General features: G+C 72.9%; 11 protein-coding genes and 1 pseudogene. 5 read left to right on the top strand and 7 right to left on the bottom strand.

Annotation, left to right across the window (positions count from 1 at the left end; translation table 11 throughout):
* Positions 1-34 precede the first annotated feature (34 nt).
* Positions 35-175: pseudogene (locus IE198_RS24715) on the top strand (hypothetical protein); the annotation flags it as partial.
* A gap of 99 nt (positions 176-274) precedes the next feature.
* Here the strand turns inward: IE198_RS24715 and IE198_RS24710 are convergent.
* The 4 genes from IE198_RS24710 to IE198_RS24695 all read right to left on the bottom strand — a co-directional run bounded on the left by IE198_RS24710 (position 275) and on the right by IE198_RS24695 (position 5,235).
* Complete coding sequence (locus IE198_RS24710; RefSeq protein ID WP_189890387.1) at positions 275-865, bottom strand: flavin reductase family protein; 591 nt, start codon at positions 863-865, stop codon at positions 275-277.
* Positions 866-923: 58 nt separating this feature from the next.
* Positions 924-1,640, bottom strand: a complete 717-nt coding sequence (locus IE198_RS24705; RefSeq protein WP_308426851.1) for an enoyl-CoA hydratase/isomerase family protein — start codon at positions 1,638-1,640, stop codon at positions 924-926.
* 80 nt (positions 1,641-1,720) lie between these two features.
* On the bottom strand, positions 1,721-3,952 hold the full coding sequence (locus tag IE198_RS24700; protein WP_189890237.1) for an acetate--CoA ligase family protein: 2,232 nt from the start codon (positions 3,950-3,952) through the stop codon (positions 1,721-1,723).
* Positions 3,953-4,071: 119 nt separating this feature from the next.
* Entirely contained in the window at positions 4,072-5,235 is a 1,164-nt protein-coding gene (locus IE198_RS24695; RefSeq protein WP_189890236.1) for a flavin-containing monooxygenase, read from the bottom strand.
* A 179-nt stretch (positions 5,236-5,414) separates the two neighbouring features.
* Here IE198_RS24695 and IE198_RS24690 point away from each other — a divergent pair, with 179 nt between their 5' ends.
* Both IE198_RS24690 and IE198_RS24685 read left to right on the top strand, forming a co-directional pair.
* Entirely contained in the window at positions 5,415-5,867 is a 453-nt protein-coding gene (locus tag IE198_RS24690; protein ID WP_189890235.1) for a DoxX family membrane protein, read from the top strand.
* Complete coding sequence (locus tag IE198_RS24685) at positions 5,864-6,328, top strand: Zn-ribbon domain-containing OB-fold protein (protein ID WP_229834295.1); 465 nt, start codon at positions 5,864-5,866, stop codon at positions 6,326-6,328. Before IE198_RS24690 ends, IE198_RS24685 begins: the two co-directional genes overlap by 4 nt.
* Here the strand turns inward: IE198_RS24685 and IE198_RS24680 are convergent.
* Entirely contained in the window at positions 6,277-6,957 is a 681-nt protein-coding gene (locus tag IE198_RS24680) for a pyridoxine/pyridoxamine 5'-phosphate oxidase (RefSeq protein WP_189890232.1), read from the bottom strand. The two genes, IE198_RS24685 and IE198_RS24680, sit on opposite strands and share 52 nt — an antisense overlap.
* A gap of 37 nt (positions 6,958-6,994) precedes the next feature.
* Positions 6,995-8,164, bottom strand: a complete 1,170-nt coding sequence (locus tag IE198_RS24675) for a thiolase C-terminal domain-containing protein (protein ID WP_189890229.1) — start codon at positions 8,162-8,164, stop codon at positions 6,995-6,997.
* A gap of 134 nt (positions 8,165-8,298) precedes the next feature.
* On the opposite strand from IE198_RS24675, the gene IE198_RS24670 reads away from it, so the two are divergent.
* Positions 8,299-9,420: an acyl-CoA dehydrogenase family protein gene (locus tag IE198_RS24670; protein ID WP_189890228.1), complete on the top strand. Its 1,122-nt coding sequence runs from the start codon at positions 8,299-8,301 to the stop codon at positions 9,418-9,420.
* A gap of 58 nt (positions 9,421-9,478) precedes the next feature.
* Here IE198_RS24670 and IE198_RS24665 read toward each other — a convergent pair whose 3' ends face one another.
* Positions 9,479-10,084 (bottom strand): hypothetical protein, encoded by a 606-nt coding sequence (locus tag IE198_RS24665; protein WP_189890226.1) that lies wholly within the window; start codon positions 10,082-10,084, stop codon positions 9,479-9,481.
* A gap of 430 nt (positions 10,085-10,514) precedes the next feature.
* Between IE198_RS24665 and IE198_RS24660 the strand changes: the two genes are divergently transcribed.
* Positions 10,515-13,268 carry an FG-GAP-like repeat-containing protein gene (locus tag IE198_RS24660; RefSeq protein WP_189890223.1) on the top strand — a complete coding sequence of 918 codons (2,754 nt, stop codon included), beginning with the start codon at positions 10,515-10,517 and terminating at the stop codon, positions 13,266-13,268.
* The last annotated feature ends 30 nt before the right edge of the window (positions 13,269-13,298 follow it).

Genomic DNA, 13,298 nt, shown 5'->3' with positions numbered 1-13,298 from the left:
GCATGGTGAGCGCGCTGGGGAAGCGCCGGATGTCATGGTCTGGTACACCTCCGGCGCCCTGTGTGCGGCGGCGGCCCTGATGGCCCTGGTCATCCGCCGCAAGCCGGTGCCGAAGCCGTCCCCGGTCGCCGTCAGGGGCCTGCCGTCCGGATCGGGCCGCGCGACCCGGGCGTGATCCGAACGAGAGGCCTGGGTCTCTCGTTCGGACCTGGTCGAATGAAAGACCCCGGGCCGCTGTCCGGCGGATGCCGGTCCGCCCTGCCTCTGGAGGGAATCAGACGTCGAACCGTCCGAACCGGCCTCGGTGGAACAGCAGTGGTACGCGGTCCTCTTCGGCGCCCAGCGCCTCGACGTGTCCCACCACGATGAGGTGGTCGCCGCCGGTGTGCACCGCCTGGACCGTGCAGTCGATCCAGGCCACCACCCCGTCCAGCAACGGCGACCCGGTCGCGGGCGCCGGCCGGTGGGTCACCCGGGCGAACTTGTCCGCCCCGCTCACGGCGAAGCCCCGGCACAATCCGTCCTGCTCCTCGCCGAGCACGTTCACGCAGAAGCGCCCGGCGCGGGCGATCCGCGGCCAGGTCGTGGACGCACGCCCCACCATGAAGACCACGAGCGGCGGCTCCAGCGACAGCGATGCGAACGACTGGCACGCGAACCCGGCCGGCCCGTCCTCGTCGACCGCGGTCACGACGGTCACCCCGCTCGCGAAGTGCCCGAGCACCCGCCGGAACTCCCCGGCCGCGACCGGCGGCCTCTCGTCCTCGGCGACCGCCCGCAGCACGGGCGGCGGCAGCGCCTCGTACCTCTCGACGCCGACGGGCGCGCCGACCGACCGGAGGTAGCGGACGGCAGTGGCGGCCATGGCTGCGTGTCCCATCACGCCGTCCATTGAACCTGACGGTACGTCAGATGGGAAGCCGCTAGCCGCCCTCGAACCGTGGGGTCCGGCGCTCGAGGAAGCTCGCCACCCCTTCCCGGGCGTCCCTCGTCGCCATGTTCAGCTCCTGGGACGTGGCCTCGGCGGCGAAGGATGTCGCACGGTCGGCGTCGAGCGAGGTGTTGATCAGGTGCTTGGTCAGGGCGAGCGCGCGGGTCGGGCCCGTGGCGAGGCGCCCGGACCACTCGCGGGCCGTCTTCTCCAGGGCGTCCGCGGGGACGACCCGGTTGACGAGGCCCAGGCGGGCGGCTTCTTGCGCGGGCAGGGCGTCGCCGAAGAACATCAGCTCCTTTGCGCGCTGCGGGCCGATCAGCCGGGGCAGGAGGTACGCTCCGCCGCCGTCGGGCACCAGGCCACGCCGTACGAACACCTCGATGAAGCGCGCGCCCTCCGCCGCCAGGACCAGATCGCAGGCGAACGCCAGATGCGCGCCGATGCCCGCCGCGGTGCCGTTGACCGCGGCGATCACCGGCTTCTCGCAGTCCAGTACGGCCCCGATCAGCCGCTGCGCGCCGAGCCGGATGGTACGGGCCACGTCGCCCGGGGCAGGGACACGCGCCGGTGCGTCGCCGAGGTCGGCGCCCGCGCAGAAGCCACGCCCGGTCGCGGTGACGACGACCGCGCGGATCGCCGGGTCGGACGAGGCCGCGGCGAGCAGGCCGATGATCCGCTCCCGTTGCGCCCATGTCACCGCGTTCATCACCTCGGGGCGGTTGAGCGTGATCCAGGAGACGCCGTCGGTGACGGCGCCGAGCACGTCGCCGGGGGCGTCTTCGCCCGTCACCGGCACACCGCCAGCGCGTCCAGTGCCACCGCGCCCTGCCCGCGGGGCAGCACCATCAGCGGGTTGACGTCCAGTTCCGAGAGGTGGTCGCCGAGCTCCAGCGCCATGCGCTGGACCCGCAGGACCACCTCCACCAGCGCGTCCACGTCCACCGGCGGGCCGCCCCGTACGCCGTCCAGCAGTGCGCGGCCCCGCAGTTCGCCGAGCATGTCCCGTGCCTGGTCCTCGCCGAAGGGCGGGACACGCACGGCGGTGTCGTGGAGCACCTCGACCAGTACGCCCCCGAGCCCCACCGTCACGGTCGGGCCGAACAGCTCGTCCTGGGCGACCCCGACGACCATCTCGACGCCCCGCTCGACCATCTGGCACACCAGCACGCCGTCGAGGTCGACGCCCTCGTAGCGGGCGATCTCGGTGAGTTCGCGGTAGACGTCACGTACCTGGCTGGCGGAGGTGAGGCCGATCTTGACCAGGCCCAGCTCGGTCTTGTGCGCGAGTTGCGGCGCCGACGCCTTCATCACGACCGGGTAGCCGACCAGCGCTGCCGCCCGTACCGCCGCGGCCGCACTGGTCACCAGCTGCTCACGCGGCACCCGGATCCCGTACGCGCGCAGCAGGCTCTTCGCCGCGTGCTCGCTCAGCTGCCTGCCGGGCTGCATCAGCGCCTGGGCCTTACGGAAGGACGGGGACGGGGTGCGCGGGGCCTCGTCGAAGGGGGAGCGGTAGCGGGCGGTGAACCGGTGGTGGGACAGATGGGCGCGAACCGCCGTGATGCAGTTGGAGAAGGTGCGGAAGGTGGCGACGCGGGAGGAGCCGAGCAGCGTGTCACGGTAGGCGGACTCCGTGCCGACCGGTGAGCCCCACACCACGCACACCAGCTTGTCGGTGGTCTCGGCCGCGTCCACCAGGTCCTGGGCGAGTCTGTCGCTCATCGGCGGGAAGGGCCCGGTGATCGGACAGATCAGCACGCCCACCTCGGGGTCGGCCAGGATCGAGTCGATGATCTTGCGGCCGCGCCGGTCGCCCACGGGGTGACCGCCGTTGTCGATCGGGTTCGAGACGTTCAGGTACGGCGGTATCCACTGGTGCAGTTCGTTCTGCCGGGCGTCGCCGAGTCGTGGCAGCCACAGGCCGGCCGCGGTGGCCAGGTCCGCGAAGTGGGCGCCCGTACCGCCGGAGATCGAGTAGACGGCCACCCCGTCGGCGACCGGTCGGCGGGCACGGGCCAGCAGGGCCGCGGTGTCCTGGAGTTCGTCGAGGCCGTCGACGCGGATCACGCCGAACTGCCGCATCGCCGCGTCCACCACCTGGTCGCTGCCGGTGAGTTTGCCGGTGTGCGAAGCGGCCGTGCGCGCCCCGGCGTCGGTGCGGCCGACCTTGACCGCGACGACCGGCACACCCCGGCGGGCCGCCCGGTCGGCGGCGAGCAGGAACGAGCGCCCGTCCTTCAGGCCCTCCACGTAGCAGGCGATGGCTCCGACCTCGGGGCGCTCGGCGAAGTACGAGATGAAGTCGGCGGTCTCGAGGTCGGCCTCGTTGCCGGTGGGTGCCCAGTGGGAGAGCCGTACGCCCAGCTCCTGCATCGTGAAGACAGGCCGCCCCTGGTGGCCGGACTGGGTGATCAGCGCGATGGCCGGTCCTTCGAGGTCGTCGCGGAACCTCTCGAAGGCGTTCAGATTGGTGTTGGGTCCGAGCAGCCGGACGCCGGAGCGCTCCACGGCGGACGCCAGCCGTGCCTGGGCGGCGGCGCCCTCGTCGCCGGTCTCCGCGTAGCCTGAGGCGAAGGCGACGGCGAACTTCACCTTTGCCTCGCCGAGTTGCTCGATCACCGGCAGCGGGTCGCCGACCAGCAGTACGGCGAGGTCGACCGGTTCGGGGAGTTCGGCAACCGAAGGCACGCAGTCGAGGCCGAAGACGGACGTGCGAGTGGGGTGTACGGGGTGCAGACGGGCGCCGACGCGGGCCGCCCAGTCGACGAGCTGCCGGGTGATGCCGGTGTGCGGCCGGCCCTCCGCGTCCGAGGCGCCGACGACGGCGACGGAGGAGGGGCGGAAGAACCGGTCCAGGTCGGGCACCGGTGCGTACAGCGGACGGCCGCCGACATCGAGGTCACCGGCGGAGACGGCGGGTCCGGCCGCCTCGTGGACGGCGTTTCTCGGCCGGTCGCCGCAGGCGACGACGCGCGCGCGGAGGCCGGAGGTGAGTGTGCCGTGAGTCGATCCGAGCATCGCTGGTCTCCGCTCCTGCTCGATGGCCGAGCTGCCCGGCCAGGTAACTGACGCATAGTCAGATTACCGAACTGGCTGGTAGTCAGGAACCGTTGTGCGCGCAAAGCGGCGGACCGGTTCTAGGAAAGCGCCTTCGCGATCTTCCGGGCGTCGATCGCCATCTCGCGGAGCATGCCGCTGATCGGGTTGGTGAAGCCGGTGAAGTAGAGGCCGGGTGCCTGCTCGGGTGTCCGGCCGCCACGGACCACCGGCCGGCCGCGCTCGTCGAGGACGCCGAGATGCCCGACGACGCCTTCCAGCCCGCGCCGGTATCCGGTCGCGGCGATCACGGCGTCCGGTGAGATCCGAGTGCCGTCCGCCAGCACCGCCTTGCCGTCGTCGAACGCGTCAAGAGCTGCGACGGGCTCCACCCGGCCCGTGCGGACGGCGTCGATCAGGCCCACGTCCTGGACCGGGATCGCGCCCTGCTCGACCCGGGAGTACAGGCCCGTGTCGGGGCGCGGCAGCCCCTGCTCGGTCAGATCCGGCACGGCGATCCTGCACATGAGGTCCCCGGCCTTGTCCACCAGTGGCACCGGCAGCCGGCGGACCAGCACGCCGGTGCGCTGTGCGGGCCAGCCCGCCGTGGAGCGGCGCACGATGTGCGGGACGGTGCGCACCGCGAGCCGTACTCGCGCGGCCCCTCCCTCGACCAGGTCGACGGCTATCTCGGCGCCGGTGTTGCCCACTCCGACGACAAGGACGTCCTTGCCCGCGTACGGCACCGGGTTGCGGTAGTCGCCCGCGTGCAGCAGTCCGCCCGTGTATGTGTCGCGGCCCGGCCAGTCGGGCAGGTGCGGGGTGTGGTTGTAGCCGGTGGCCACCACGACCGCCCGGCCGGTCAGCTCGCGCCCGCCCGTGGCGTGCAGCAGCCAGTCGCTCCCGGCCGGTTCGATACGGGAGACCTCGACGCCGGTGACGACCTCCAGCTCATGGAACTCCGCGTACTTCTCCAGGTAGCGGACGAGGTCGTCGCGCGAGACCCAGCGGCCGAACGAGCGCGGCATCGGCAGGCCGGGGAGAGCGGAGAGCCTGCGGGTGGTGTGCAGATGGAGCCGGTCGTAGTGGAGGCGCCAGGAGGCGCCGACCGACTCGGACTTCTCGAGCACGACGGCCCGTACGCCCCGCTCCCGCAGTGCGGCCGCTGCGGCGAGACCGCCCGGGCCGCCGCCGACGACATACACGGGCCGGTCGTTCGTCCGGTCGATGCCCGGGTATCTGTCGTTGTCCTTTTCGTCGGTCATGAGCGTGAGAGTAACGACCGGCCGAATTGATGGGTATCGGTCAAGAGGGGGTTCGGTTGCGAATCGGTCACGACCGGACAGCCCTGCTCGTCCCTCTATGTCCCTGCCTCTTGCGCGGGTCGCTTCCGTCCGCTGAACTGACGTACCGTCAGAAATGCGCGTGAGGGGAGTCCCGGGCCATGCAGACGATCTGGCTCACCGGCGCCGAATGGGCCGCCGTCCTGCGTATCGGCCTCGGCCTGTGGTGGCTGGAGAGCTGGCGCCACAAGGACAGGAAGGGCTGGTTCGAGCGCGGCACGGGCATCGCCTGGGCGGCAGGCGTCGCCGCCGAGCACCGCTGGCAGGCCGTCCGTACCGGCTTCGAGAAGGTCGTGGCCCCGCGACCCCGGGCGACGGCCCGCATCGTCGTGTACGCCGAACTCGCCCTCGGGCTGGGTCTGATCAGCGGCTTCCTCACGCCGATCGCACTCGTCGGCGGGCTGCTGCTCAATCTCCTCTATCTCGTCCTCATGATCCACGACTGGGCCGAGCAGGGACAGAACGCCATGATGGTCCTGATATCGCTCGTCGCCCTCTTCGCCATGTCCTGGCAGACATGGTCCCTCGACAACGCGATCGGACTCTTCCTGTGACCGGCACTCCGGCGACCCCCGGGATCGACGACTTCACCCGCCCCTACTGGGACGCGGCGGCCGCGGGCGAACTGCTGATCCGCCGCTGCGGCGGCTGCCGGAAGCCGCACCACTATCCGCGCGAGTTCTGCCCGCACTGCTGGAGCGAGGACGTCGCCTGGGAACGGGCGAGCGGTCGCGCGACGCTCTACACGTGGTCCGTCGTCCACCGCAACGACCTGGCGCCCCATCGCGACCGCGTTCCCTACACGGCGGCGCTCGTCGAGCTGGCGGAAGGGCCGCGGATGATGACCGAGGTGGTGGACTGCCCACCGGAGCGCCTTGCCGTCGGGATGGAGCTGACGGCCGTCTTCCGCGCGGAGGGGGACGGCGTCACCGTCCCCCTCTTCCGGCCCGCCGGAGGGTCCGGTCAGGGCCAGAGCAGCTCCCGCTGCCACACGCCGCCCGGAGAGCGCCGGTAGCGCAGCCGCACATGCCGGCGCCGCTCGTCGCCCTGGAAGAACTCGGCCTCGCGCGGCTGAAGCGCGTACAGCGTCCATGTCGGCGCCGGCGCGTCCGGGTCCGCCTGCGCCTTTTCCCACGCAGCCTGCGAAGCTCGTGACAACTCCTCTTCGGAGCCCAGTACTTCGCTCTGCCGCCCGGTCAGTGCCGCCGCCAGCGCCCCCGTCGAACGGGCGCCGAGATCGGCCCGGCTCTCCTCCGGCGAGGCGGGGACCACCTGGCCGCGCACCCTGATCTGACGGCCCTGAGCGGCCCAGTAGAAGACGAGCGACGCCTCCGGTCGGGCCGCCAGCTGCCGCCCCTTCGCGCTCGTCGCATGGGTGGCGAAGTGCCAGCCGCGCTCGTCCGCGTCGTGGAGCATCACGATCCGCGCGTCGGGGCACCCCTGCGCGTCGACCGTCGCCAGCGTCATGGTGTGCGGTTCGGGCTGCCCGGCCGCCACGGCTTCGCCGAACCACCGGTGGAAAAGCGGCAGCGGCTCGCCGGGAGCGCCGGCCGGGTCGAAGACGGGCAGCGGGACGTCCCAGACCCGCTGTGCGCGCAGCAGCGCGCGGAAGGCGACCTGCGGGTCGCGCTCTTCGTGGTCCATGGACGCATTCAACATCCCGGGTCCTGGTGCGGACACGTCACCCCCGGCCCAGCACCACCGTCGCCGACGAACAGAACCAGCCCCCGGTCCCCGATGCGATCGCCAGCTCCGGCAGCTTGCCGCCCGCCCCCCGCACCTGGTGGCCGCCGGCCTCCCCCCGTAGCTGCCGTACCGCCTCGACCAGCAGGAACAGCCCGCGCATGCCGGGGTGGCAGGCGGAGAGGCCGCCGCCGTCCGTGTTCACGGGCAGCTCGCCGTCCCGCAGCAGCCGCCCCTTCTCCACGAAGGAGCCGCCCTCGCCCTTGGCACAGAACCCGAGGTCCTCCAGAGTGACCAGGGTCATGTAGGTGAAGGCGTCGTAGACCTCCGCGACGTCGATCTCGTGGGGCCGCACCCCGGCCCGCTCGAACGCGAGCCGGCCGCTGACCGCCGCCGGGGAGAGGGTGAAGTCGTCCCACTCCGACATGGTGGTGTGGGAGACGTGCTCGCCGGTGCCGAGGATCCACACCGGGGCCTTCGGGATGTCCGGTACGTACTCCTCCGCCGCCAGCAGCACCGCGCAGCCGCCGTCGCTGCGGATGCAGCAGTGCAGCTTGGTGAACGGGTCCGCGATCAGCGGTCCGCCGAGCACGTCGTCGACGGTGATCGGGTCGCGGAACATGGCGTCCGGGTTTGCGGCGGCGTTCGCCCGCGCCTGTACGGCCACCTGGGCGAGCTGCTCCAGGGTCGTGCCGTACTCGTGCATGTGGCGGCGGGCGGCCATCGCGTACTTGGCGACGAGCGTGTGGCCGTACGGCACCTCGAACTGGAGGGGGCCGCGGGTGCCGAAGGAGAGGTCGGAGGTGCGGCGGCCCGCCTTGATGTCCGTGCGGGCCGTCGACCCGTAGACGAGCAGCACCGCGTTCGCGTGACCGGCGGCGATCGCGTCGGCCGCGTGGGCCGCCATTACCTCCCAGGTCGCCCCGCCGACAGCGGTGGAGTCGACCCAGACCGGCCGCAGCCCCAGGTACTCGGCGACCTCGACCGGCGCGAGCACGCCGAGACCGGCCGAGCAGAGGCCGTCGACGACGCAGCGGTCCAGGCCGGAGTCCGCGAGCGCCCGGCGGGCCGCCTGGGCGTGCAGTGCGTAGGGGGTGGGGCCGTCGAGGCGGCCGCAGTCCGAGAGGGATATGCCGACGACGGCGACCTTGCGCGGTGTGGAGGGCATGCACCTGACGGTACATCAGATGTCGGTTGGCCGGGCGCTGCTCGAAGCAGCGTCGAAGGCGTATGGGCATGGGCATCCATGCGCCAGGGGCCTAATATGACGGTCCGTCAGGTCACTGTGGAGAGGAGCCCGGGATGGATGCCGTCTTCACCGCCGAGCAGGACGAGTTCCGCCGCGCCCTGCGCGAAGCGCTCACCGGAGTCGCCACGGACGCTCCCGAAGGACACGACCGCGACCTGTGGGCCCGTCTCGCCCGGCGGCTCGGCCTGCCCGGCCTCACGCTTCCGGCCGTGTACGGCGGCACCGGCCGTCCCCTCACCGACCTCGCAGTCGTCCAGGAGGAGACCGGCCGGGCCCTGCTGTCGTCCCCGCTGCTCGCCACGGCCGGCCTGGCCGCACCCCTGATCCTCGCGCTCGGCACCCCCGAACAGCGTTCCGGGCTCCTGCCGCGCATCGCGGACGCCTCCCTCACGTGCACGCTCGCCGTCCCCGGCAGCCTCGCCGACGCGCTGGCCCTGACCGGCGACAACACCAAGGGCGCCTGGGCGGGAGGCGGCCGGGCCGGCGGCATCCAGGCACGGGGGACCGGCGACGGCTGGACCCTGTACGGCGAGGCGCCACAGGTCCTCGACGGCCACAGCGCCGGTCTGCTGATCGTCGCCGCCCACACCGGCGGATTCCCGCGCAGCCGCGCCCTGCTCTTCCTCGTCGACGCGGACACCCCCGGCCTGACCCGCGCCCGGCTCGCGACGCCCGACGGGACCCGCCCTCGGGCCGCACTCCAACTCCGCCACTGCCCCGCGGCGCTGCTCGGTGCGGAAGACGGTGCCCGCGTCCCTGGCGTCCTCGCCGCCACCGGCCGCGCGGCCGCCGCGCTGCTCGCTGCGGAAGCGGCGGGCGCGGCCGCCGGCGCACTGTCCCGGACCGTCGAGCACCTGCGGGCCCGCGGGGCCCTTCTCGGGCACCGGCTCGCCGACCTGTACGTCCACGTCCAGGCGGCCCGCGCCGCGGCCTACTACGCGGCCTGCGACCCGGCCGCGGGTGCCCTCGCGCTTGCGGCGGGCCTGGAGGCGCAGCGCACCGTCGCGGGCGAGGCGGTCCGCCTCACCGGCGGTACCGGCCCCCAGGTGCGCCGGTACGGCGAACGTGCCGCGGCCGACGAACTGCTTCTCGGCCCCGTGCACCGGATGCGGGACGTCGCCGCCGAGCGGGCCGGGCTCTTCGCCGTCGAGGATCCGCAGGGAACGGCGGCCTGATGCCCACCGCCCTCCGCTCCGGCGGTCGGCCCTGCGCCTGTGGCCGCCGGGCGCGGCCTCAGTGGCGCCTGAACCGCGAGTGCCGCGGCGGGGCCTCGGGCTCTTCGTACGGAGGGTAGGACGCCGTGTCGGCGTCCCTGTCCCGGTAGGGGGCAGGGGCGTTCGGGTCCTGCCCGTACGGCCCCCAGTCGTCCGCGGGCGACTGGCCCGGCAGCTCCTCCTCGTACGGCTCCTCGCGCCTGTGCCGCGGCGCGCGGCGGCCGCTCATCACCGCGGCGGCCAGCAGGAGCAGCACACCGCCGCCGAACGCGAGCCCCACGCCGAGCCCGAGCCCCTCGCCGTCACCGCCCGCCGCGAGACTGCCGGACTCCTGACCCTGGCGGACCATCCACAGCACGGTGAACCCCAGCACGATCACGCCCGCCAGCGCCACCATGAAGCGGGAGCGCAGCAGCAGGCCGACCAGCGTCACCACGGCGGCGAAAGCCATGGGGAGCAGGAGGGAAGTGAAGAGCGCCCCCTCGTTGGGCGTGATTCCGCCGAAGAGGTCCTGGATGCGGTAATCGCGCCCGTGACGGCCGTCGTACCAGTCACGGAAGGGGCTCCATACGGCGGCCGTCGCTCCGACGAGAGCGAGGATCGAGCCGATGACGTTGCGGATCATCGCCGGGCCTCCTTGTGTCACCCACGGGGTCGTGACACGCACTCTCGTGTCATGACGCTACGCCGGGGGCGGGTACCCCGCCAGCGCCATCCGGAACGTGCCCCTCCGCTCACATCCCGCCGCGGGGGAGAGGTCGGCCGCGAAGGCGCGGTCCGCTGCCCGGCCCCTGGCTGCCGCACCGATCTGCGGCTCCACCGCGCGGTGGGGCTCCGCCCTTCCCGGACCGGGCTCCGTGCCGGACCCGGTCCCGCTTTCCGTCCGGCGTTCGGGCTTCGCCCTGCGCCCGTGCCCCGCCCGGCGGGGCGCTCCGGGCATTGCCGGGACTGCCACCCCGTGTGAGGTGCGCCACAAGTCGGTGCGAACCCGTGATGCCCGCGCGGCGTGGGCCGCTGGGATGCGTGGGCCGCCCGCCTCAGGAGGCGAGCCACACATGGACATTTCTGGAGAGGTGGGGCATTTGAGCCCGCGTACGTCGCATGCGTACCGACCACTGAGCATGAAGCGCCGGGCGTGGTTGACCCTCGGCGCCGTCGTTCTCGGCGGAGCCGGCATCGTCACGATCGCCACGGCCAACCCGTCCGACTCCCCCGGCGGTCAGAAGCAGCAGGAGCGGGCCGCCGCCCTGCGCACGATGCAGCTCGGCGGCGGAACGGCCACCGACCGGGAGCTGCCGGCGACCGACACCGAGCAGTTCTCACTCGTCGGCATCGGCTGGGACAGCCCGTCGGCCGAGGTCGAGGGCACCGCGCAGGTGCGTACGCGGGAGAAGAAGTCGGGCAAGTGGTCGCCCTGGCAGGCCCTGGAGCTCGACTCGCACGGCCCCGACAGCCCGGAGGGCACGGCCCGCGGCGCCTCCGAGCCGCTGTGGGTCGGCCCCTCCACCGCCGTCCAGGTGCGGGTGAAGGCGAGCAAGGCGCTGCCCAAGAACCTCAAGCTGCACATGGTCGACCCGGGCGTCAGCAGGGCCGAGGCGAAGAACCCGGCCGGCACGGACATGGAACCGGCCGCGTTCGCCTCGGAGACGGCGCTGCCCTCGGACTCCGCCACGCCCACCGACGCGGCTTCGCCGTCGGACACCGGCACCCCCACGGACTCCGCGACGCCGACGCCCGCGGACTCGGTCCCTGTCCCGCCGTCCCCGAGCGGCTCGGCGAGCCCGAGCCCGAGTATGAGTCCCAGCCCCAGCCCCACCGCCACCAGGCCGACCGCGCCGCCGTCGACGGTGAAGCGACCGCCGATCATCCCGCGGGCCCAGTGGGGCGCCGACGAGTCGATCGTCGACGACCCGGCCGAGTACATCGACAAGGTGCAGGCCGTCTACGTCCACCACACCGTCGGCTCCAACAACTACAGCTGCGCCGAGTCCGCCGCCCTGGTCCGCGGCATCATGACGTACCACGTCACGACCGAGGGCTGGAACGACCTGGGCTACAACTTCCTGGTCGACAAGTGCGGCCGCATCTTCGAGGGCCGCGGCGGCGGCGCCGACCTGCCGGTCAAGGGCGCCCACACGTACGGCTTCAACAGCTACTCCACCGGCATCGCCCTGCTCGGTGACTTCGAGGGCGACACGGCGACCGGTAAGGCGGCGGGCCGTCCGACGACCGCCGCGCTGCAGTCGACCGCGCGCGTCGCGGCATGGAAGCTAGGGCAGTACGGCGGCAACCCCAAGGGCACGGTGACGCTGGTCGCCCAGGGCGACACCGGCAAGTACACCGAGGGCCAGTCGGCCACCATGAGCGTGATCTCCGGTCACCGGGACGCGTTCGCGACGGCCTGCCCGGGCAAGAACCTGTACGCGAAGATGACCGCGATCCGCGACTTCGCGGCCGGCGCCGGCCGCAACTCCGCGATCCCGACGAGCGACTTCAACCGGGACGGCGTGCCGGACCTGGTCGTCGGCCTGCCCCGGGTCTCCAGCAGCGACGGCAGCGTCGTGGTGCTCCCGGGCAACGGCGACGGCCCGAGCTCGGCGGCCCGCCGGACGATCAACCAGAACAGCACCGGCGTGCCGGGCACTTCCGAGGCCGGTGACGGCTTCGGCTCGGACAGCGCGTGGGGCGACGTCAACGGCGACGGCTACGGCGACCTGCTCGTCGGCGCGCCCGGCGAGGACGGCACCTCCACGCAGGCGGACACCGGCCAGGTGACCGTGCTCCACGGTCCCGGCCTGAGCTCGGGCAAGTCGTACTGGACCAACGAGACGACGCGCGTGGCGGGCGAGAAGCTGGGCGCCGCCGTGGCCACCGGAGACTTCAACGCGGACGGCAACTCCGACGTGTTCTCCGTGGCGCCGGGCAAGCCCGGCCGCTGGTGGGTGTTCGACAGTGCGACCGGCGTCGCACGCTCCGGTTACCTGAACACCGCCGCGTACACGGGAGCGGTCGCGTACGCGAGCACGGCGGCCGGTGACTTCAACAAGGACGGCTACGGCGACGTGGCGATCTCGTACCGCGACCCGGGCGGCGTGGGCCGTCTGCTGTGGCTCAAGGGCTCGGCCACCGGCCTGCAGCGCGTCGGCATTCTGGAGGCGCGCGGCGGCCGTTCGCTGGCCTCGGGCGACATCAACGGCGACGGTTACGCGGACCTCGCGGTCGGCCAGCCGAGCACCACGGAGTCGGGCCACACGCTCAAGGGCGGTGCCGTGACCGTCGTGTTCGGTTCGTCGACGGGTCTGACGTCGACCGGCCGCAAGTCGCTCGGCCAGGACACGACCGGGGTGCCGGAGACGGGCGAGACCGGCGACGACATGGGTGCGTCCGTGTCCGTCGGCGACGCGAACCTCGACGGCTACGACGACATCCTCACCGGCCTGCCCGGCGAGGACATCACCCGCGGCGGCGTCGCACAGACGAACGCCGGCATGGTGATCCTGCTGCGCGGTTCCTCGACCGGGCCGACGGCGACGGGATCGGTGGCGTACCACCAGGACACGACCGGCATGCCGGGCACGACGGAGTCGAACGACCGCCTCGGCTCGTCCGTCACGCTGGCCGACCTGTCCGGCTACGTGCGCGCGGACGTGGCGATCGGCGCGGACGGCGAGGACGCGAACAACGGCACGGTGCTGCAACTGGACAACAGCAGCACGAGCGGCATCACGCCGGCCTCCGGCGTCTTCTACGGCACGTCGGCGCTGGGCACGCCGACGGGTGTCCGCATCGGTCTGGTGCTGACGCCGTAGCCCAGGGGAGCCGGCCGGGCCGTCGGCCCG

Origin of the sequence: Streptomyces xantholiticus (assembly GCF_014651015.1) — a bacterium.
Taxonomy (GTDB): domain Bacteria; phylum Actinomycetota; class Actinomycetes; order Streptomycetales; family Streptomycetaceae; genus Streptomyces; species Streptomyces xantholiticus.
This window is presented reverse-complemented; position numbering and strand designations above follow the sequence as displayed.

Excerpts from the sequence above, each read along its gene's own strand:
- IE198_RS24710 (WP_189890387.1), bottom strand. The coding sequence starts at position 865 with ATGGCCGCCACTGCCGTCCGCTACCTCCGGTCGGTCGGCGCGCCCGTC.
- IE198_RS24705 (WP_308426851.1), bottom strand. The coding sequence starts at position 1,640 with ATGAACGCGGTGACATGGGCGCAACGGGAGCGGATCATCGGCCTGCTC.
- IE198_RS24700 (WP_189890237.1), bottom strand. The coding sequence starts at position 3,952 with ATGCTCGGATCGACTCACGGCACACTCACCTCCGGCCTCCGCGCGCGC.
- IE198_RS24695 (WP_189890236.1), bottom strand. The coding sequence starts at position 5,235 with ATGACCGACGAAAAGGACAACGACAGATACCCGGGCATCGACCGGACG.
- IE198_RS24690 (WP_189890235.1), top strand. The coding sequence starts at position 5,415 with ATGCAGACGATCTGGCTCACCGGCGCCGAATGGGCCGCCGTCCTGCGT.
- IE198_RS24680 (WP_189890232.1), bottom strand. The coding sequence starts at position 6,957 with ATGGACCACGAAGAGCGCGACCCGCAGGTCGCCTTCCGCGCGCTGCTG.
- IE198_RS24675 (WP_189890229.1), bottom strand. The coding sequence starts at position 8,164 with ATGCCCTCCACACCGCGCAAGGTCGCCGTCGTCGGCATATCCCTCTCG.
- IE198_RS24670 (WP_189890228.1), top strand. The coding sequence starts at position 8,299 with ATGGATGCCGTCTTCACCGCCGAGCAGGACGAGTTCCGCCGCGCCCTG.
- IE198_RS24665 (WP_189890226.1), bottom strand. The coding sequence starts at position 10,084 with ATGATCCGCAACGTCATCGGCTCGATCCTCGCTCTCGTCGGAGCGACG.
- IE198_RS24660 (WP_189890223.1), top strand. The coding sequence starts at position 10,515 with ATGGACATTTCTGGAGAGGTGGGGCATTTGAGCCCGCGTACGTCGCAT.